We start from the raw sequence: 20,381 nt of genomic DNA, 5'->3' as shown, positions 1-20,381 counted from the left end.
CCAGCCCTGCAATCTCCAGATGGAACTCCAAGTGGAAAGCGCGGGCCGAAGGCATTATGTGTGACGCCATGATGTCCACACCCGAAACCGCGACCGAAGCCACCGCGCCCGAAGCTGCGCCCGCCCCGTCCCTTGGCGCGGACGCCCCCGCTCCCCTGCCGTCCCTCATCGGCCTCGACCGGGACAAGCTGGGCGCGGCGCTCGACGCCATCGGCGTGCGCGGCTCCGACCGGCGCATGCGGGTGAACCAGCTCTGGCACTGGATCTACCTGCGCGGCGCCACCGATTTCGCGGAGATGACCAACGTCTCCAAGCACCTGCGCGCCGACCTTGCCGCCGCCTATTCGCTGGCGCGGCCTGAGATCGTGATGGAGCAGGTGTCCCAGGACGGCACCCGCAAGTGGCTGCTGCGCTTCCCGGCCGACCATCCCGGCGAGCGGCCCCACGACATCGAGACCGTCTATATCCCCGAGAGCGACCGGGGCACGCTGTGCGTCTCCAGCCAGGTGGGCTGCACGCTCAACTGCTCGTTCTGCCACACCGGCACCCAGCGACTGGTCCGCAACCTCACCGCCGCCGAGATCGTGGCCCAGGTGATGGTGGCCCGCGACCGCCTCGGCGACTATCCCGGCCGCGAGCGCGCGACAGGTCCCGGCCTGCCCACCGAGGGCGACCGGCTTGTCACCAACATCGTCTTCATGGGCATGGGCGAGCCGCTCTATGCCTATGACAGCGTCAAGGAAGCCATCGAGACCCTCTCGGACGGCGATGGCCTCGGCCTCGGCAAGCGGCGGATCACTGTCTCCACCTCCGGCGTGGTGCCGGAGATCGAGCGGCTGGGCGCCGAAGTCGGCCCCATGCTCGCCATCTCGCTCCATGCGGTGCGGGACAAACTGCGCGACGAACTGGTGCCCATCAACAAGAAGTACCCCATCGCCGAACTGATGGAGGCGTGCCGCACCTATCCCGCCGCCTCCAACGCCAAGCGCATCACCTTCGAATACGTGATGCTGAAGGGCGTGAACGACAGCCCCGCCGACGCCAGGGCGCTGGTGAAGCTGCTGGAAGGGGTGCCGGCCAAGATCAACCTGATCCCCTTCAACCCCTGGCCGGGCACGCAGTACGAATGCTCCGACTGGGAGACCATCGAGCGCTTCTCGGACATCGTGTTCCGCGCCGGCTATGCGAGCCCGGTGCGCACGCCGCGCGGCCGCGACATCCTCGCCGCCTGCGGGCAATTGAAGAGCGAGAGCGAGAAGCTCTCCGCCCGCGAGCGCCTCGCCCTGCGCGCCATGATGGCGCAGGACGAGTAGGCCGGCCCGTCGGGACCCTGTCGTGCGACGCTGATAGGCTCGCACGCCGGCGGGGCAAACAGGCTGAGGAGGCCACCATGCTGGACCATATGGGCGTTTCCGTGCGCGATGTGGAGCGCTCGCGCGCCTTCTACCTCGCCGCCCTCGCGCCGCTCGGCTACGGCATCGTCATGGAGTCGAACCCGCCCGGCGGGCATCGCTACATCGGCTTCGGCGCCGGCAAGCCGGAATTCTGGATCGGCGACGCCCCCACCGCCACCGGGCATCTGCACGTGGCGTTTTCCGCCACCAGCCGGGCGGCGGTGGATGCCTTTTACGCGGCGGCGCTGGCCGCCGGCGGGCGCGACAATGGCGCGCCGGGGCTGCGGCCCCACTATCACCCGCATTATTACGGCGCCTTCGTCTTCGATCCCGACGGCCTCAACGTCGAAGCCGTCTGCCACCTTGCGGAATGACGGAACCTGAATGGACAATCTCGCCCGCCTGCTGCTGCGCTTCGTCCTGGTCCCCCTCGGCTATTTCGCCGCCGTGGTGGCGGCCGCCGCTGTCATCGTGGTGGGCGAATGGCGGATCGGAACCCTGTTCGACACGACCCAGCCGGGCGAGGCCGCCCTTGGCCTGGTCATCGCCGTCATCTCGTCCGTCGCCTTCCTGATGATGCTGCTCTCCCTCATGTGGCTGGTGGCGGCGGTGGGGATCCTGTTCTCCGAGGCGTTCGCGGTGCGCTCGTGGATCTTCCATGTAGCCAATGGCGTCGTCTCCGCCTGGATCGGCGCCCAGCTGTTCGCGCCGCCGCCGGACGCGAGCGTCGTCGCCGACCCGTTCTACATCGTGGCCGCCGGCCTTGCTGCGGGGCTTGCCTACTGGCTGGTGGCCGGCTCCACCGCCGGTTTCTTCAAGCCGATCCTGCGGTCGCCGGCCGAGCGCGCGGGACGGCTTCCGCCCCCGCCACCCCAGCCCGAACTGCCACCCCCGGCGGCATGAAGCGGCGCACCGGCGGGGCGGCCGGCCAACAATCCTTTGATTCCGCGCCCCGTTCCGGCTAAGGCTCCCCCTCCCAGCCGCGCGAACGCCAAGATGCAAACTCAGACCCCGCTTTCGCTCGCCGACCTGCGCTCCGAGATCGACCGCATCGACGAGGCCATGCACCGCCTCCTCATGGAGCGCAGCGCGATCATCGACCGCCTGGTGCAGGTGAAGCGCACCGCGGGCGCGGAAAGCGGCTCCGCCTTCCGCCCGGCCCGCGAGGCCGACATGATGCGCCGGCTGGTGGAGCGCCACGACGGCCTCCTGCCCCTCGACACGGTGGAGAGCATCTGGCGCGTCATCATCGCCACCTTCACCTATGTGCAGGCGCCTTATTCGGTCCATGCCGACCTTGCGGTGGGCGAGCCGGCCATGCGCGACAGCGCGCGCTTCCATTTCGGCTTCACCGTTCCGTTCGTGCCCCACATGGGCGCGCGGGGAGTGATCGATGCGGTGAAGGGCTCCAAGGGTGACCTCGGCCTCATCGCCGCCGTCGCCCCCGGCTCCGGCGACCCGTGGTGGACCGCGCTGGAGGCCGAGGGCGCTCCCAAGATCATCGCCCGCCTGCCGTTCGTGGAGCGGGCGGACCATCCCGCCGGGCTGCCGGTGTTCGTGGTCTCCCACCCCATCGACGATGCCGCCGTGCGCGAGGTCCGCGTCTATTCGCTGCGCGTCACGGGATGGAGCGCGGCGGCGGGCCGTGGCATACCCGCCTTCGCCGAGGTGGTGGTGGCGCCCGATGACGCCCTCGACGGCGCGGCACTCCTCGCCTCCCTGCCCCCCGGCCATGCGGTGGACGAGGTGATCGCAGCCCTCACCGAGGCCGGCGCCGGCGTCCGCGCGGTCGCCGAGGTGGGCAGCCATGCCGCCATCCACAAGGTGGGGGCGGAGACTTAGTGCCGTCGACCCCGGTCTTCGACCGGTGTCGGTTAAGCCCGCTCAGGCGCCGCGCGGGCTTAGTGGGCTCGCTCAGGTGCCGCGCGGGCTTAAGACCTAAGGGCTGAAAGCCAAGGGCCGCCGGGCGGCCCGATCCGTCAGGTTCTGGAGTATGTTGAGATGTCCGCCGTGCTGAAAGACCCGATCCCCGCTCCCGGCCGCCCCGAGTCCACGCGACCCGAGCCGCGGCCCGGTGTGCTCGCCATCGAGGCCTATGTGCCCGGCAAGAGCCACGCCCCCGGGGTGGAGAAGGTCTTCAAGCTCTCCTCCAACGAGACCCCGCTCGGCCCGAGCGAGAAGGCGGTGGCCGCCTTCGCCGAGGCCGGCCGCAAGCTGGAGGACTATCCCGACGGCTCCGCCACCGTGCTGCGGCAGGCCATCGCCACGGCCTATGGTCTCGATCCCGCGCGCATCATCTGCGGCGCCGGCTCGGACGAGATCCTGAACCTCGTGGCCCACACCTATGTGGGACCGGGCGACGAGGTGATCTTCAGCGAGCACGGCTTCCTCGTCTACAAGATCGCGACGCTGGCCTCCGGCGGCACCCCGGTGGTGGCCAGGGAACGCGACCTGACCGCCGACGTGGACGCCATCCTCGCGCTGGTGACGCCGCGGACACGGCTCGTCTTCCTTGCGAATCCGAATAATCCCACCGGCACCTACCTTCCGTTCGACGAGGTGCGCCGCCTGCATGCCGGCCTGCCCGCCAACGTGCTGCTGGTGCTGGACGCGGCCTATGCGGAATATGTCCGCCGCAACGATTACGAGACCGGGCTGGAACTGGCACTCACCGCCGACAATGTGCTGATGAGCCGGACCTTCTCCAAGATCCACGGCCTTGCCGCCCTGCGTATCGGCTGGGCGGTGGGCCCGGCCCATGTGATCGACGCCATGAACCGGGTGCGCGGCCCGTTCAACATGAACACCCCGGCCCTGCTCGCCGGCGCCGCCGCCATCGCGGATGCCGCCCATGTGGAAAAGGCGGTGGCGCACAACGCGCGCTGGCTGCCGTGGCTGACGGAGCAGATCGAGGGGCTCGGCCTCAAGGTCACGCCCTCGGTCGCCAACTTCCTGCTCATCCACTTCCCCGACACCCCCGGCCGCACGGCGAAGGAGGCGGATGCCTTCCTGATGAAGCGGGGCCTTGTGCTGCGGCAGGTGGCATCCTACGGCCTGCCGCAGGCCCTGCGCATGACGGTGGGCACGGAGGAAGCCAACCACCTGGTGGTGGCCGCCCTCGCGGACTTCATGTCGGGCAACAGCTCGGCGGGGCAGGAAGCCGGGGGCAAGGACAAGTGATCCGCCCGCTCGTTCCCCGCCTCGCCATCATCGGGGCGGGGCTCATCGGCTCGTCGCTGGCCCGCGCGGCACGGGAGAAGCATCTCGCCGGCACCATCGTGGTGGCCGACGCCGACGCCGCCGTCTGCGCCCGTGTGCGCGAGCTGGGCTTTGCCAACGAGGTGACCCAGAGCGCCGCCGAGGCCGCCAGGGACGCCGACATCGTCATCGCCTGCGTGCCCGTGGGCGCCTCCGGCGCGGTGGCGGCCGAGGTGGGGCCGCATCTGAAGCCCGGCGCCATCCTCTCGGACGTGGGCTCGGTGAAGGCTTCGGTGTTGGAGGCCATGGCCCCCTTCGTGCCGGCCCATGCCCATCTGGTGCCGGCCCATCCCGTGGCGGGCACGGAGTTTTCCGGCCCCGACGCCGGCTTTGCCACCCTGTTCGAGAACCGCTGGTGCATCGTCACCCCGCCGGAGGGGGCCGATCCCGCCGCGGTGGACCGCGTCGTCGCCCTGTGGCGGGCCGCGGGGGCGAACGTGGAGACCATGAGCGCCCAGCACCATGACCTGGTGCTCGCCATCACCAGCCATGTGCCGCACCTCATAGCCTACAACATCGTGGGCACGGCGGCCGAGCTGGAGGAGACACTCACCTCCGAGGTGATCAAGTTCTCGGCCGGCGGCTTCCGCGACTTCACCCGCATCGCCTCGTCCGACCCCACCATGTGGCGCGACGTGTTCCTCTCCAACCGCGAGGCGGTCCTGGAGATGCTCGGCCGCTTCACGGAGGATCTCACCGCCCTCCAGCGCGCCATCCGCTATGGCGACGGCGACGCTTTGTTCGAGCATTTCACCCGCACCAGGGCCATCCGCCGCTCCATCATCGAGCAGGGCCAGGAGACGGCCGCTCCCGATTTCGGCCGCCGCGCCGCGGAAAAGCCCAAGCACGAGCAGAGCTGACGCGGCAGAGGCCGGGCAAGGGGATAACCGCGCCACCGACGTTGCGGCAGCTGCCCCTGTCACGCCACCGGCAAGAAACTGTGCCACTGGGGCGTGCCACGCTTCCGCCGAAGTCCGGGGCAAGGTGAGACCCTGCCCGGATTCGGGACTGCCTTCGCAGCGGCCGCATCCACGGGCGGGTGAACGAGGACGATTGCCGATGACGCCGCGCACCGTGACGGTCGCCCTGAGCCTTGTGACCGCGCTCCTGTTCGCCACCCTGGCGCCGCGCCCGGCGCAGGCGCACCCCCATGTGTGGGTCACCATGAAGAGCGAGCTGGTCTATGATGCCAGCGGCCGCCTCACCGGGGTGAAGCAGATCTGGACCTTCGACGATGCCTTCTCTGCCTTTGCCCTGCAGGGCATGGAGAAGCAGAAGGACGGCAGCTATGGCGACGATGTGCTGAAGCCCCTCGCCGAGGTGAACGTCACGTCCCTGAAGGAATACAACTACTTCGTGGTGGGCAAGACGGCGACCACCAAGCTCGCCTTCAAGGACCCCGTCGACTATTTCCTCACCTATGAGAACGAGCTGCTCACCCTGCACTTCACCCTGCCGCTGGACAAGCCGGTAGCGGCGAAGGGGACCACCTCCCTCGAGATCTACGATCCCACCGCCTTCGTCTCCTTCTCCTTCAACGAGAAGGATCCGGTGAAGCTCATTTCCGCCCCGGGCGGCTGCACCCAGGAGGTGATCTCCCCGGAGCCGCCGGCGAGCGGGACGCTGAACGAAGCCTTCTTCTCGAACCTCACCTCGGCCAGCACCTATGGCGCCCAGTTCGCCGACAAGATCACGGTGAAATGCCCGTGAGCCAGATGACCGTGAAAGCGCCGGCCGGGGCCGGGCGGCCCCTGCGCTGGCTCGCCGTGCTGCTGCTGGGGCTGACCGCCGCCCTCGCCTTCGCCCTGCTGGCGGCGCTGGTGCTGTATCCGGACCTCGCCTTCGCGCAGGGCTTCGGCCCGGCCCCCAAGGCGACGCCCTTCGGTCTCGGCGGCGGGCCCCAGCCCACAGGCATCGCCGGCTTCGTCCTCGCCAAGCAGGCGGAATTCTACCGCGCGCTGGTGCAGGCGGTGCGCGCCAGCAAGCAGGACGGCAACGCCACCTTCCTCCTTGCCGGCCTCTCCTTTGCTTATGGGGTGTTCCATGCCGCCGGCCCCGGCCACGGCAAGGCGGTGATCTCTTCCTATCTTCTGGCCGATGGCGGCACGCTCCGGCGCGGCGCGGTGCTGGCGCTGGCCTCGGGCATGGTGCAGGCCATCGTGGCCATCGTCTTCGTGGGCATTCTGGCGCTGGCGCTGAACGCCACCGCCGTGTCCATGGCGCAGGCCATGAACTGGGTGGAGATCGTGGCCTATGGCGGCATCGGCGTGTTCGGCCTCTATCTCGCGATCGTGAAGGGCCGCGCGCTGGTTGCTGCGGCGCGGGGCGAGAGCGCCCATGTCCACGGCGCCGATTGCGACTGCGGCGATATCCACGCCCCCGATCCCGCCCTGCTGGAGGGCAAGGGTGGCTGGAAGCGGGCGGCGGTGGCTGTGGTCTCCGCCGGCGCACGGCCGTGCTCGGGGGCCATCCTCGTACTCACCTTCGCCCTCGCGCAGGGCGTATTCATGAGCGGCGTCGCCTCCGCCTTCGCCATGGGCCTCGGCACCGCGCTGATGGTGACGGCCATCGCCGCCATCGCGGTCTATGGCAAGCGCCTCGCAGTGCGGCTCGCGGGCCGCGACGACCGGCGGGCAGTGCTGCTGCGCCTCGGCGTGGAACTGGGGGCCGCCATCCTGGTGATGGCCTTCGGCTTCGCCCTGCTCACCGGCTATCTCCAGAGCGAGCGGCTGCTGCCGGGCTGAAGTCCCCATTCCAGCCTGAGACTCATGCTGCACTGCCGCTGCGCAGATGCCGCAATGCGCCAAAATGCGTCACGCCCAGCTTTTGAGCAATTTCGTTGCGCTTTGACTTAGAACAACGAAATTGCCGGGTGCGACACTCCATGCCAGCCTAAGGTTGAACGGCTGCGACGGTTTGACCCCGTCCGCGCCGCGCCCGCCTGGAGGCGCCCATGGCCCTGACGCCCGTCTCGCTCGACGACAAATACGACCTCACCCAGGACCGCGTCTTCGTCTCGGGGACGCAGGCGCTGGTGCGCCTCGCCCTGATGCAGAAGGAGCGCGACCGCCGCGCCGGCCTCAATACCGCCGGCTATGTCACCGGCTATCGCGGCTCGCCGCTCGGCGGGCTCGACCAGCAGTTCCTGCGTGCCGAAAAGATCCTCAAGGCCAACGACATCAAGTTCCAGTCCGGCCTCAACGAGGATCTAGCCGCCACCGCCCTGTGGGGCTCCCAGCAGGCCGAGCTGCGGGGCGAGGGCAGGTTCGATGGCGTGTTCGGCCTCTGGTACGGCAAGGGGCCGGGGGTCGACCGCTCCGGCGACGTGTTCCGCCATGCGAACAATGCGGGCACCTCCCGTCATGGCGGCGTGCTCGCCCTCATGGGCGACGACCACACCTGCGAAAGCTCCACCACCGCCCACCAGAGCGAATTCCATTTCGTCGACGTGATGATCCCGGTGCTCAACCCGGCCGGGGTGCAGGAGATCATCGACTACGGCCTCTACGGCTGGGCCCTGTCGCGCTTCTCCGGCGCCTGGGTGGGCCTGAAGGCGGTGAAGGACACGATTGAATCCACCGGGATCGTGGACGGGCGGCTGGAGCGGGTGCGCATCGAGCCGGCGCTGGGCTTCGCCATGCCCCCCGGCGGGCTCAACATCCGCCTCGGCGACACTCCGCTGGCGCAGGAGGAGCGGCTTCAGGAATTCAAGCGCGATGCGGTGCTGCACTTCCTGCGCGCCAACCGGCTCAATCGTTTCATCACCTCGGGCGGATCGCGCCCGCGCATCGGCATCGCCACCGTGGGCAAGTCCTACCTGGACGTGCGCCTCGCCCTGGACGAACTGGGCATCGACGAGGTCCGCGCCAACGATCTCGGCCTGCGCATCTGGAAGGTGGCCTGCCCCTGGCCACTGGAGACGGAGGGACTGAAGGAGTTCGCCCGCGGCCTCGACCTCATCATGGTGGTGGAGGAAAAGCGCTCCCTCATCGAGGTGCAGGTGCGCGAGGAGCTGTACGGCACCGCCAACCAGCCGGTCTGCATCGGCAAGAAAGATGAAGAGGGCCGCTGGCTGTTCCCGGTGAAGGGATCGCTGGACCCCAACGACATCGCCATCCAGCTCGGCCGCCGGCTGCTCGCCTATGGCAACATCCCGGACATCGCGGAGCGCGTCGCCGAGCTGGAGGAGGCCCAGCGGGTGCTGGCCGCCACCTCGGACGTGGCCACCCGCATCCCCTATTTCTGCTCGGGCTGCCCGCACAATTCCTCCACCAAGGTGCCGGAGGGCATGCGTGCCTATGCCGGCATCGGCTGCCACTACATGGTGCAGTGGATGGACCGGGAGACCACCGGCTTCACCCAGATGGGTGGCGAGGGCGCCAACTGGATCGGCGAATCCTCCTTCTCCAAGCGCCCCCACGTGTTCCAGAATCTCGGCGACGGCACCTACAACCATTCGGGTTATCTCGCCCTGCGCGCCGCCTGCGCCGCCAAGGTGAACGTCACCTACAAGATCCTGTTCAACGACGCGGTGGCCATGACCGGCGGCCAGAAGCACGACGGCGACCTCACCGTGCCGGTCATCGCCCGGCAGGTGGCGGCGGAGGGCGTCGAGCGGGTGGTGGTCGTCACCGACGAGCCGGACAAATATCCGCCCAATACCCACTGGCCCACCGGCCTCACCATCCACCACCGGGACGAGCTGGAGAGCGTGCAGCGGGAGCTGGCGGAGATCCCCGGCGTCACCGTGCTGATCTACGACCAGACCTGCGCCTCCGAGAAGCGCCGCCGCAGGAAGCGCGGCCAGTATCCGGACCCGGACAAGCGGGTGCTCATCAATGAACGGGTGTGCGAGGGCTGCGGCGATTGCGGCGTGAAGTCCAACTGCGTCTCGGTGCAGCCGCTGGAGACCGAATGGGGCCGCAAGCGGGAGATCGACCAGTCGTCCTGCAACAAGGACTTCTCCTGCGTGAACGGCTTCTGCCCGTCCTTCGTCACCGTGAAGGGCGCCAAGCCCAAGAAGGTGGCGGGCGCCGCAGGCGCGGAAGGCGACTGGCCGGCGCTGCCGGAACCGGCCCATCCTGAGATCCATGGCACCTACGGCATCATCGCCACCGGCGTCGGCGGCACCGGCGTGGTCACCATCGGCGCCATCCTCGGCATGGCGGCGCATCTGGAAGGCAAGGCCTGCGGCATGATCGACATGGCCGGCCTCGCGCAGAAGGGTGGCGCGGTCTACAGCCACATCCGCCTTGCCAACGACCCGGCCGACATCACCGCCATCCGCGTGCCGGCGCGCGGGGCGGACGTGGTGCTGGGCGGCGACCTGGTGGTGGCGGGCACCAAGAAGGTGCTGGCGGCGGTGAAGCCCGGCAAGACCATCGTGGTGGTGAACACCCATGAGGTGCTGCCCGGCGATTTCACCCGGAACGCCGATTATTCGCTCCCCACCGAGCGCATCAAGCGCACCATCCGCGATCTCGCCGGCAGCGAGATGACCCATTTCATCGAAGCCAGCCGCCTGGCCCAGGCCCTGTTCGGCAATGCCTTGGCGCAGAACATCTTCATGGTGGGCTACGCCTACCAGTTCGGCGCCCTGCCCCTGTCGGCGGAGGCCATTGAGCGGGCCATCGAGCTGAACGGCGAGGCGGTGGTCATGAACAAGACCGCCTTCCTGTGGGGCCGCCGCGCCGCCCATGATCCGGCGGCGGTGGAAAAGGTGGCGACCCCGAAGGGCGAGATCGCCAGCGACGCCCGCCGCCTCTCGGCAAGCCTCGACGAGGTGATCGCCCGCCGCGTCGCCGAGCTGACGGCCTATCAGGACGCCGCCTACGGGCAGCGCTATGCCCGGCTGGTGGAGAAGGTGCGGGCCGCCGAGGCGCAGAAGGCCCCGGGGCGGGGCGGACTGACCGAGGCGGTGGCAAAAAGCCTGTTCAAGCTCATGGCCTACAAGGACGAATACGAGGTCTCCCGGCTCTATGCCGACGGCGCCTTCCGCGCCCAGGCGGCGGCCGCCTTCGACGGGGACCTCACCTTCGAATTCCACCTCGCGCCGCCGCTGCTGGCCCGGCACGACCCCATCACCGGCGAGCCGCGCAAGATGACGCTGGGCCCCTGGATGATGCGGGCGTTCGGCCTGCTGGCGAAGCTGAAGGGGCTGCGCGGCACGGTGTTCGACCCGTTCGGCTACACCGCCGAGCGGCGCACCGAGCGCGCGCTCATCGGCGCCTATGAGAAGACGGTGGAGGAACTGATCGCCGGCCTCGATGGCGCGAGCCATGCCGTTGCGGTGGCCATCGCGGCGCTGCCGGAGAAGATCCGAGGCTTCGGTCATGTGAAGGCGCGGCATCTGGCGGCGGTGCAGGCGGAGGAAGCCGAGCTTCTCGCCCGCTTCCGCGCCCCGCCGCAAGCGCCCGCCGTGGCGGCGGAATAGGCAAGGCGTTTCAGGGGCCGGACGCCGCCGGCCCCTGAAGTATCAGGGCTCAGTTGCCCGCAAGCATCGCGTTCAGCTCGGCGCGGAACTCGCCCTCGATGTCCGGGCGGGACAGGGCATAGGCAACGTTGGCCATAAGGAAGCCGATCTTCGAGCCGCAATCATAGATGCTGCCGTCGAAGCGCACCGCGAAAAACGGGTCGGTCTCCTTCAGCTTCAGCATGGAATCGGTGAGCTGGATCTCGTTGCCGGCGCCGCGCTCCTGCTTGGCCAGCAGGTCGAAAATGGCCGGCTGGAGGATATAGCGGCCGGAAATGGCAAGGTTGCTCGGAGCGGTGCCGGCCTTGGGCTTCTCCACCATCTGGGTGATGGCCTTGGCGCCCTTGGCCTTCTCCTCGCCCACGCCGACGATGCCGTACTGGTGGGTCTGGTCGTCCGGAACCTCGTAGACCGCGACCAGGTTGCCGCCGGTCTCGTTATAGGCTTCCACCATGGAGGCAAGGCAGCCCTGGCCGTTGCCATTACCTGCCTTGGGCATGTGCAGCATGTCGGGCAGCAGCAGCGCGAAGGGCTCATCGCCGATGATCTCGCGCGCGCACCACACCGCATGGCCGAGGCCCAGCGGCAGCTGCTGGCGGGTGAAGGAGGTGGTGCCGGGCTTCGGCGTGTCGCGGTCGAGCTGCGCCAGTTCCTTGGTCTTGCCGCGCTCCTCGAGGGTGCGCTCCAGCTCGAACTGCCGGTCGAAATGATCCTCGATCACCGCCTTGTTGCGGCCGGTGACGAACACGATGTGCTCGATGCCGGCGGCACGCGCCTCGTCCACCACGTGCTGGACCACCGGGCGGTCCACGACGGTGAGCATTTCCTTCGGCACCGCCTTGGTGGCCGGTAGGAAGCGGGTGCCGAGACCCGCGACAGGAAGGATCGCCTTACGAATGGGTTGACGCATCAATTCTGCCCCTTCTTTGCCAGGCCGTCGGGTATTGCAGAGCCGGTTCCGATCAGGTGGGCCCCACCGACCGGATCGGAGCCGCCTCTCCCCCAGAATAGAGAACGCGGGTGAGCCGGCTTGCGATGCATGCCGGACAGCGTTTGCTCTAGCACACCGTCACAGGCTGCGCTGCATTGCAACTCGACCACGCTGCGCTGCATCAAATATATTCGGCCATGGTAACCCGGCCGCAACAATGGCGCAGCAGCGCCGGCCCCGGTCGCGGCGTACCGCCCGGCGGCGTCCACGGGAAACTTGCCATCCATTAACCGCGACGCAACCATATTGCCGCCCAGTAGAGGCCTATCGGTGAGGCGAGGCGGCGGCAGAAGGACGCGCGCCGGGGAGGACAGCTTGGCAATGGCTCAAACGACCTGCATGCGTGCCCTCAAGGGCACCTTCGTCGCCGGGCTCGCGCTCGCGGCGGCGGGGCTGATCACGCCGGCACGGGCGCAGGCCCAGACCACGGGCTCCATCTTCGGCTTCCCGCCGCTGGGCCAGCCCCAGGCGGCGCAGGCGAACGGCGGCCACCCGCTGATGACGCCCCAGGCGCTGGCGGAGGCCCAGGCCAACTTCCCCGCCTGCATCGCCAATCTGTGGCCGCTGGCCCAGTCCAAGGGCGTGTCGCGGCGCACCTTCGAGCGCTACACGGCCAACCTCGAACCCCAGATGAAAATCATGGAGTTCATGGACAGCCAGCCGGAATTCTCCAAGCCCATCGGCGCCTATGTGAACATGCTCGTCACCGAGACGCGCGTGAAGAAGGGCCGGGAAATCCTGGAGCGCTACAAGCCCATCTTCGACAGGATGGAAAAGGCCTATGGCGTGGACCGCTATGCGGTGACGGCCATCTGGGGCATCGAATCCACCTATGGCGACCCCGACGGCATCGGCCGGCGCAACGTGCTGGAATCCACCGCGACGCTCGCCTGTATCGGCCGGCGGCAGGACTATTTCCGCGACGAATTCATCGCCACCCTCCAGATCCTGGAGAAGGGCGACGTGCCCTATGACCACATGAAGGGCTCGTGGGCCGGCGCGTTCGGCCCCACCCAGTTCATGCCCACCTCGTTCCAGCGCTTCGCCGTGGACTTCGACGGCGACGGCAAGCGCAACGTGGTGGATTCCATCCCGGACATCATCGCCTCCACCGCCAACAACCTGAAGCTGGACGGCTGGGAGTTCGGCAAGGCCTGGGGCTATGAGGTGGTGCTGCCGCAGGGCTTCGACTACCGCAACGCCAACCGCACCATCAAGCGCACGCTGGGCGAGTGGAACAGCATGGGCCTGCGCCGGCCCAGCGGTGTCGCCTTCCCCCGCGCCTCCGACACCGCCTACCTGCTGCTGCCCGCCGGGGCCAATGGCCCGGCGTTCCTGATGATGAAGAATTTCGACGCCATCCTGAAGTACAACCCCGCCGACGCCTACGCCCTCGCCATCGGGCACCTGGCGGACCGGCTGCGGGGCGGCGGCACCTTCGTCCAGTCCTGGCCGAAGGAAGAGCGCGGCCTCTCCAAGGCCGAGCGGCAGGAGATCCAGTCCCGCCTCGCGCAGATGGGCTACGACATCGGCAACGTGGACGGCATCCTCGGCCAGAAGACCCGCGTCGCCATCCAGGACTACCAGGTGCGCTCGGGCGCTCTGCCCGACGGCTATCCCGACCTGCAACTGCTCCAGCAGATGCGGCGCTGACCGGCTCCCGCTCCCCTAAAGAAAAACCCGCCGGTGCGAGCCGGCGGGTTTTTCTTCAGGTCACGTGCAGACCGCCCTCACTCCAACCCGATGCGGTAGCTCTGGGGGAACGGGGTGCCGGCCATGTCCACCGGCGCCAGCGGGCGGGCAGCGGGGCGCTTCAGCACCCGTTTGACGATCTCCGGGATCATCACGCCGCCCACATAGCGGCCGAGGCACTCGTGGTGGCCGTAGCCGAAGTGCAGGTAGGTGTGGAACGGCCGGTCGGGCCGGAACGCCTCCGGGTCCGGCACGAAATCCGGATCGAACATGGCGGACAGGCTCAGCGGCAGCACCACCGTGCCGGTGCCGATCACCTTCTCCCGGTCGGTGCCCTGGGCGATGGTGATGGTGGAGGCCGCCTCCCGGAACATGAAGGCGACGATGGGCGAGAAGCGGAGCGCCTCCCACACATAGCCATCGAAGGCGGCGTCATCCCCCGCCTCCGCCGCCGCCCGCGCGCCGGCCAGCGCCTCAGGCCGGGCGAACAGCTCAGCGAGGGCGTTGATGACCGCTTCCGCCGTGGTCTCGATGGCGCCGATGAGCAGGCCGCCGACATTGATCACCACCCGGTCCATGCCGAAATGGTCGGCCGCCGGCAGGTTCAGGCTCAGGATGCGGGTCAGGCTGTCGTCGGGGGCGGTGCCGGCCTTGATCTCGGCGATGCGCGCCGGGATCAACTGGGCGAACAGATTGCGCAGCTTCACCCGCGAGTCTTCCGCCGCCTGGTGGATGGCGTCGGCGTCGGGGCGATCGTCGTAGGGCAGATTGTTGAACTGGTCCATCTGGTTGGCATAGGACCAATCCAAGAGGTCCTGGTCCGGCCCGTGGATGCCGAAGCAGCGCTGCACGATGCGCATGGGCACGTGGCGGGCGAGCTGCTGCACCGCCTCGATCTCACAGCCGGCCGCATCCAGCGCCGCGTCGGCCACCTCGGCCGCGACGGCGCGGATCTTGGGCAGGTCATCCCAGGCGAGGATGGCGCGCATCACCGACTTGTCGCGGTAATTCACGATGGTCTCGTCCATGGCCAGCATGAAGTCGCCCATCTTGGGCTTGTAGAGATCCACCGTGAACACCTTGGGGAGCGAGAGCACCTCGATCACGTCGGCGCGCTTGGCGATGAGCGTCACCTCGCTGGTCTCATAGATAGGGGCGTAGGCGCGCAGCTCGGCGAAGAAGGCGCGCGCCTCATTGGCGATGAAGTCGCGGGCGAGCGGCCAGCGCTCGGCCGGCCGCAGCGCTGCGAGGCGGTCGAGCAGGGGCGTCGGCGAGGCCGTCCCGTTGCAGCCCGTGGCGGGCCCCTCAGTGGCGGCGGACATCCGGCCCCTCCAGGATCTTGAGATATTCGATGATGGCGTAGCGATCGTCCGGCGAGAGCTTCGCCACCGAGGGGTCGGGGAAGGCGTGGCCCCGGTTGGAATTGCCGGCGAGGGTGGTGTCGAACAGGAACAGCCCCTCGCGCTCCTTCTCGGGCAGGGAATCGGGCGAGGAGACGAAGCCGAGCTTTTCCGTGTCGAGCTGCCGCGAGCCCACGTAGAAGCGGGCGGGCCGCTCGTCCTCGGGCGAGAGCAGGTCGTAGACGGTAGGCACCGAGCCGTTGTGCAGGAATGGCCCCGTCGCCCACACCCCGGCCAGCGGGCCGGCCTTGTAGCTCGCCGGCGCCAGCCAGCCGGACTGGGGGGTGGTGCTGCCGGGGGCGAAGCGCCAGCCGTACCATTGCTTGCGCGCATCGCCGGTGATGCCCTGGGCGCGCAGGCTGTTCTCGGTGATGACGGTCACCGCCGCCAGCAGCACGGCGCCGGCCGGCACCTGGCCGTCGGACATGTGCGGCGCGTTGGCCACGAGCGGGCCGAGCACGCCGGGCTTGGCGAAGCGACCGGTGAAATTGTTGAGCATCTTCGGATCGGTCTTCACCTTGGCGATGTCCACCATGGAGACCGCCAGCCACTGCCGCCCGCCCTCGTTCTCGGAAGCGGGGGTGAGGCGATACTCGGGGCCGCCGTGGCAGCCGGCGCAATGGGCCTTGAACAGCTCTGCGCCGCGCTTCGCCTTGGCCGCGTCCACCTTGCCCAGCTCCTTTTCCGGCCACGGCGGCGGCTTCAGGTCCGCCACCCAGGCTTCCAGCGCCACCAGATTGTCGGGCAGCGCGGTGGAGGCGAAGGCGCCGGGATTGCCGTTGGCGAAGCTGGTGTGGCCGAACACGCCCAGCACTTCGCCCAGATTGCGCCCGAGCGGATTGCCGGCCACACCGTTCCACTGCACGTAGCGCTGGGCCGGAGTGGTCCACAGGAAGGGATAGCTCACCGGCGCGTCCGGCATGCGAAAGTTGGCGGGCTCGCCCAAAGCGTCGGCGGCCACCGCGTTGAGGATGTGGCCGAACGCGTCGAGCCGGCCGCGCCCGTAGGGCACCGGGGTCCAGGAGGCGGCCTCCAGCCGGCGGATTTCGGCGGCGGTGGCCTCCAGGGCCGGGCGGATCTGCTTGGGATCGGCGGCCACGAGGCGCGCGGCGAAGCGCTGGTATTTGGCGGGATCGGCCAAGGTGTTGTCGAGGGCGCGGCTGAGCCGCTTCATGAACAGCTGGTAGTCGGCCAGGGCGGCGCCGCCGTCGATGCGGATGCGCACGCCGTTGGCCTCGATATCGGAGGTATGGCAGGCGGCGCAGGTCATGCCCACGCTGGGGCCCATGGTGCTGTTGCCGGGCCGCGGGTCCTTTACGAAGCCGATGGGCAGGCCGTCCGGATTAAGCTGCGAGGGCCCGTCCGCCGGCAGGAAGCCCATCTCGGCGATGTGCGCCGGGTCCAGGAAGGGCTTGTCGGAGAGCGGCTGCTCCAGCGCCCGCAGGAATGCATAGGGCAACAACTGCGAGCCCTGCGAGGTATAGTAGAACTGCTCGCGCAGGCTGTCCGACCAGCCCTGGTCGAGCACCTTCGGCGGCCCGGCCTGCTCCACCGCCTGCCGCCGCGACATAATCGCGTCGGTGGCCGCCGCAAGGCCCAGAAAGCCCGCGACGCCCGCGAGCACGAAGAGACCCTTTCGCCCCAGCATTTTCCCCCCCAAAGCCTGGTACGGGTCGCAACGCGCCCGCACGTGCGCCGGCCCGAAGCAGGTGCTTCACCCCCGTGAAGCTTCGGCCCGGCCGGCGCAGGATGTCCGCAATCGAGACCGGCGTCAGCAGCCGATCTCCAAAACCTCGCGCGCCCTTATGTCAGGCGCGCGACAGCTCACACCTGCCCCGGCTCACACCAGCGACAGGTCGAGGCTCTCGCGCAGGCGGGCCACCAGCTCGCCCTGGCGGTTGGTGTCGGTCTTCTCGTAGAGCGCCTTCAGCTGGCTGCGGACCGTGGACATGGCCACGCTGCGCTGCTGGGCGAAGTCGGCGAGCGAGGCGCCCACCGCCAGCGCCGCGCCGAGCGCGGCCTCCGACGGGGTGAGGCGGAAGGTGGTCTGCAGCCGGCGCGCCACGTCGGTGCCGCTGCGGCCCGGCGCCCGCACCACCACCGCGATCTGCGAGCGGGTGGCGAGCTTCACGCTCCCGTCGCCCGCCGGCAGCGGGTGCAGCGACACCCGGTAGGGGCCGCTGTCGGAATTGGGGCGCGGCACCTCCATGTGCTCGGCATGGGTGAGGCTGGCCTCGCCCCGGGCCGCGGCCAGCGCCAGCGCCACCGCCGCCGCCACCTGCCGCGAGGCGCGGTCGTCGCGGAAGGCGAGCTTGCCGCCGCGCAGGGCGATGTCGCCCTCCTTCACCATGGCGTCGCCCGCCACGTTGACGTGGGCGACGCGCATGTCGGCATCCACCAGGAAGATGCCGGCATCGACGATATCGAGGGCGGCGGCGATGTCGCCCACCTTGGCCTTCGCCTCGTCGAGCAGGGCATAGAGCTCAAAGGCCCGGCGCAGATGCGGCACCACCAGGCCCAGCTTCTGCTTCTCGGGGGCGCCGAACGCCCCCTGCCCCCGCCCGCGCATGGCGCACACGGTGGCCATCACGTCCGCCTCCTGCGCGAAGTAGGAGACCAGCGAATGCTCGAGATCCATGGGCTCCACCACCTCGCGGAACATGGCGGAGGCGCGGAACTGGTCCGGGTCCACCCCGTCCTCGCCGCAGATGATGCGGCCGGGATTGGAGAGGATGTACGACAGGCGGGGGTCTTCCGTCGCGTGGCGGTAGAGGAAGGTCTTGTAGTCCTGCGGGTCGTGGCCCCACACGCGCCAGGTGGGCTTGCGCTGCTGCTTGAGGCTGAACACCGCCAGTTGGCCGACGCGGCCATCCACGAAGCGTGTCACGCCCTCCAGAAGGATGCCCCACTGCTGGGGGTCGCCGCTGAGTTCGTACACGTCGCCGATGAGGCGGGAATATTGATCGAGATCGCCCATGTCCGTCCCATTTCCGCGCATCGCCGCGGCCGGCCGGGCCGGTGGGACGACACGCTCAGATCCGATGGACCGCCGTGGCTCATCCCCGCGAGAGCCGTGGCGCGCTGGCACCCTCGATCCTGCCGACCGGCAAGGAAGAGGGCGAACGGTGGCATCCAAGACGCCACCCGATGCCGCAGTCGCCGGAGCGGTCACGCTCCTTGATCGCAGCATTGCACAACCGTCTCAGGCTGCAAGACGGCCGATGGGTGGGTCATCCCCCATTCGCGGGATGCTGCCCCTTGCGGCTTCATGCTGCCCTAAGCGGGAAGGGCAAGGGCAACAAGAACAGCGTGAAGAACCGAATGACATTTGGAAGGTCCATGGAAATGTGTGCGGGGGGACAGGATCCGCGCCCGGCGCGCCACGAGGCGATCGGCGAGCGCGTGCGCGCCCTGGCGCTGGAATCGGGCGCCCGCCCCGCTGATCACGGCTTTGGCTTCATGTTTCCCGCCCTGTGCGGGCCGGCCCATCGCCTGACGCCGGAGCCGCGCACCCTGAAGGACCTGGCGCGCCTCGCCGCGGTCATGGCCGAGCCGCAGGATAAGCTCCAGGATACGCTTCAGGACAGCCCGCCGCCGCCGCGCGTCCGGTCGGCCGGCGATGGCGACCTGCCCGCCGCCTATACCTATCTGGTCGAGTTCCTGCGCAACGATCTGGTCTGGGAGCGGCGGACGCCGGACGCGCCGGGCCTCGGCCCGGACGTCTTCGCGCCGCTGCCCTCCCTCGCCGGCCTGCTCAACCGGCGCTCGGGCGGGCTCGACCTCGACAGCATCTATGATGCCCCGCGCGACCCGCAGGCGGTGCGGCGCATGCTGGTCGGCGCCGTATCGCCCAAGCCGAACGGCTGCCCCCATGGCCGCCCGCCGCGCACCGGCACGGCCAACGACCTGCCCCGCCATCCGCGCAGTTCCGAGCCCGGCCGCGACCGCGCCCCGCGCATGAGCGATGCCCGCAACGACGAGCACCTCATCCTGGGCCAGCTGCACGTGGCCTTTCTCAAGGCCCACAACGCCCTCATCGGCTCCGGCCTGTCGTTCGAGGCGGCGCGGCGCGCGCTGCGTCGCCGCTTCCAGTGGATGGTGCTGTTCGACCTGCTGCCCAAGCTCTGCGCACCGGACGTTCTCGAAAACGTGATGGCGCAGGGCCCTCGCCTGTGGCGGGTGGAGCGCCCCGCCGCCCTGTTCATGCCGGTGGAATTGTCCGCCGCAGCTCTGGTGCTGGCCCCCTCCATGCGGCGCGCGAGCTACGACTACAACCTCAATTTCCGCAACGTGGAGCACAGCGCGCTCGTGACGCGCAACGTGCTGGGCGGTGGCCGGGACCGGCCTGAGACCCTGCCCGAACACCATGTGATCTCCTGGGAGGGCTTCCTGCCGTTCGCCGCCGAGGCGCCGCAGCGGGCGCGGCGGCTCGACACTGTCATCTCCGGCGCGCCGGAGAGTGCGCAGGCCGTCGCCACCCACCACCTGCTGCGCGGCTTCCGTCTCGGCCTGCCGACCGGCCAGGCGCTGGCGCGGCACCTGGGCCTCAAGCCGCTGAAGGACGACACCCTGCTCGCGGCCCTGCCGGACCACCAGCGCGTCGCGGCCCTGCCGTTCTGCGAGGCGACGCCCTTGTGGTTCTACATCCTGGCGGAGGCCGGCAACCCCGAAGGACCGGCCGGCCGGCATCTCGGCCCGGTGGGCAGCCGGATCGTGGCCGAGGCCCTGTGGACCCTCGCGCTCCATTCGGACGCGTCGATCCTCTCACAAGGCAGCCTACCGGACTTCGCGCGCTTCTCCCTGAGCGACCTGATCCTGCTCGCCGCGGAAGAAGACGGCCGCTAAGCACGTAGCGTCGCATCGCGCGTCTCTCCCTCATGTCCGGAGCCGGATCCCATCGGATCCGGCTTTTTCTCGCGCGCCAGAACCAGCCTTTCAGCCAGCAGCATGAAGCCAGCAGCATGAAGCCAGCAGCCGCCGGCCTACTCCAAGTTGCAATGCATCATAAGGGCGGCGCGCAGAAGGCGTCCCGGCCCTAACGGAGTGTGGCGGAAATTCTGAAAAAACGCAAGCAAAACTCGGTAGTATGGTGCCTCAACCTACTTAACCTATGGGCGTCTACTTGGATTTTCGGAAAACGCAAAAGAAAAAACGTGACAGCCCCGCGTGGTTTT

15 protein-coding genes are annotated in these 20,381 nt (G+C 69.0%); 11 read left to right on the top strand and 4 right to left on the bottom strand.

Annotated features, from left to right (window positions below):
• Positions 1-68: 68 nt before the first annotated feature.
• From rlmN to V5F66_RS15310, 9 genes are all read left to right on the top strand, one after another.
• Entirely contained in the window at positions 69-1,313 is a 1,245-nt protein-coding gene (gene rlmN / locus V5F66_RS15350) for a 23S rRNA (adenine(2503)-C(2))-methyltransferase RlmN (RefSeq protein WP_393999667.1), read from the top strand.
• 77 nt (positions 1,314-1,390) lie between these two features.
• The gene (locus V5F66_RS15345) at positions 1,391-1,768 is read left to right on the top strand and encodes a VOC family protein (protein WP_011996055.1); all 378 of its coding nucleotides are present in this window, start codon (positions 1,391-1,393) and stop codon (positions 1,766-1,768) included.
• A 10-nt stretch (positions 1,769-1,778) separates the two neighbouring features.
• A complete protein-coding gene (locus V5F66_RS15340) occupies positions 1,779-2,297 on the top strand; it encodes a hypothetical protein (protein WP_011996054.1) in 519 nt (172 codons plus the stop codon).
• Positions 2,298-2,390: 93 nt separating this feature from the next.
• Positions 2,391-3,236, top strand: coding sequence for a chorismate mutase (locus V5F66_RS15335; protein WP_011996053.1), 846 nt, complete (start codon positions 2,391-2,393; stop codon positions 3,234-3,236).
• A gap of 159 nt (positions 3,237-3,395) precedes the next feature.
• The gene (hisC, locus tag V5F66_RS15330) at positions 3,396-4,574 is read left to right on the top strand and encodes a histidinol-phosphate transaminase (protein WP_394052704.1); all 1,179 of its coding nucleotides are present in this window, start codon (positions 3,396-3,398) and stop codon (positions 4,572-4,574) included.
• Complete coding sequence (locus tag V5F66_RS15325; RefSeq protein WP_394094176.1) at positions 4,571-5,512, top strand: prephenate/arogenate dehydrogenase family protein; 942 nt, start codon at positions 4,571-4,573, stop codon at positions 5,510-5,512. The genes hisC and V5F66_RS15325 overlap by 4 nt, the downstream gene beginning before the upstream one ends.
• 199 nt (positions 5,513-5,711) lie before the next feature.
• Positions 5,712-6,362 carry a DUF1007 family protein gene (locus tag V5F66_RS15320; RefSeq protein WP_394008385.1) on the top strand — a complete coding sequence of 217 codons (651 nt, stop codon included), beginning with the start codon at positions 5,712-5,714 and terminating at the stop codon, positions 6,360-6,362.
• A gap of 5 nt (positions 6,363-6,367) precedes the next feature.
• Positions 6,368-7,396, top strand: a complete 1,029-nt coding sequence (locus tag V5F66_RS15315) for a nickel/cobalt transporter (protein WP_011996049.1) — start codon at positions 6,368-6,370, stop codon at positions 7,394-7,396.
• 209 nt (positions 7,397-7,605) lie between these two features.
• The gene (locus V5F66_RS15310; protein ID WP_394094175.1) at positions 7,606-11,085 is read left to right on the top strand and encodes an indolepyruvate ferredoxin oxidoreductase family protein; all 3,480 of its coding nucleotides are present in this window, start codon (positions 7,606-7,608) and stop codon (positions 11,083-11,085) included.
• Positions 11,086-11,134: 49 nt separating this feature from the next.
• Here V5F66_RS15310 and galU read toward each other — a convergent pair whose 3' ends face one another.
• Entirely contained in the window at positions 11,135-12,034 is a 900-nt protein-coding gene (galU, locus tag V5F66_RS15305; protein WP_011996047.1) for a UTP--glucose-1-phosphate uridylyltransferase GalU, read from the bottom strand.
• Positions 12,035-12,436: 402 nt separating this feature from the next.
• On the opposite strand from galU, the gene V5F66_RS15300 reads away from it, so the two are divergent.
• A complete protein-coding gene (locus V5F66_RS15300) occupies positions 12,437-13,768 on the top strand; it encodes a lytic murein transglycosylase (protein ID WP_394094174.1) in 1,332 nt (443 codons plus the stop codon).
• Positions 13,769-13,845: 77 nt separating this feature from the next.
• On the opposite strand, the gene V5F66_RS15295 is transcribed toward V5F66_RS15300, so the two are convergent.
• The 3 genes from V5F66_RS15295 to V5F66_RS15285 all read right to left on the bottom strand — a co-directional run bounded on the left by V5F66_RS15295 (position 13,846) and on the right by V5F66_RS15285 (position 18,184).
• Positions 13,846-15,129 (bottom strand): cytochrome P450, encoded by a 1,284-nt coding sequence (locus V5F66_RS15295; RefSeq protein WP_393999672.1) that lies wholly within the window; start codon positions 15,127-15,129, stop codon positions 13,846-13,848.
• Positions 15,113-16,855, bottom strand: coding sequence for a di-heme-cytochrome C peroxidase (locus tag V5F66_RS15290; RefSeq protein WP_394094173.1), 1,743 nt, complete (start codon positions 16,853-16,855; stop codon positions 15,113-15,115). The genes V5F66_RS15295 and V5F66_RS15290 overlap by 17 nt, the downstream gene beginning before the upstream one ends.
• Before the next feature lie 192 nt (positions 16,856-17,047).
• Positions 17,048-18,184 carry a helix-turn-helix transcriptional regulator gene (locus V5F66_RS15285; RefSeq protein WP_011996043.1) on the bottom strand — a complete coding sequence of 379 codons (1,137 nt, stop codon included), beginning with the start codon at positions 18,182-18,184 and terminating at the stop codon, positions 17,048-17,050.
• A 362-nt stretch (positions 18,185-18,546) separates the two neighbouring features.
• Here V5F66_RS15285 and V5F66_RS15280 point away from each other — a divergent pair, with 362 nt between their 5' ends.
• Complete coding sequence (locus V5F66_RS15280) at positions 18,547-20,052, top strand: peroxidase family protein (RefSeq protein WP_394094172.1); 1,506 nt, start codon at positions 18,547-18,549, stop codon at positions 20,050-20,052.
• Positions 20,053-20,381: the final 329 nt, after the last annotated feature.

The organism is Xanthobacter versatilis, from assembly GCF_043193975.1.
GTDB lineage: Bacteria > Pseudomonadota > Alphaproteobacteria > Rhizobiales > Xanthobacteraceae > Xanthobacter > Xanthobacter autotrophicus_E.
The sequence above is the reverse complement of the archived record's forward strand: the minus strand, read 5'-3'. Positions and strand labels throughout refer to the sequence as shown.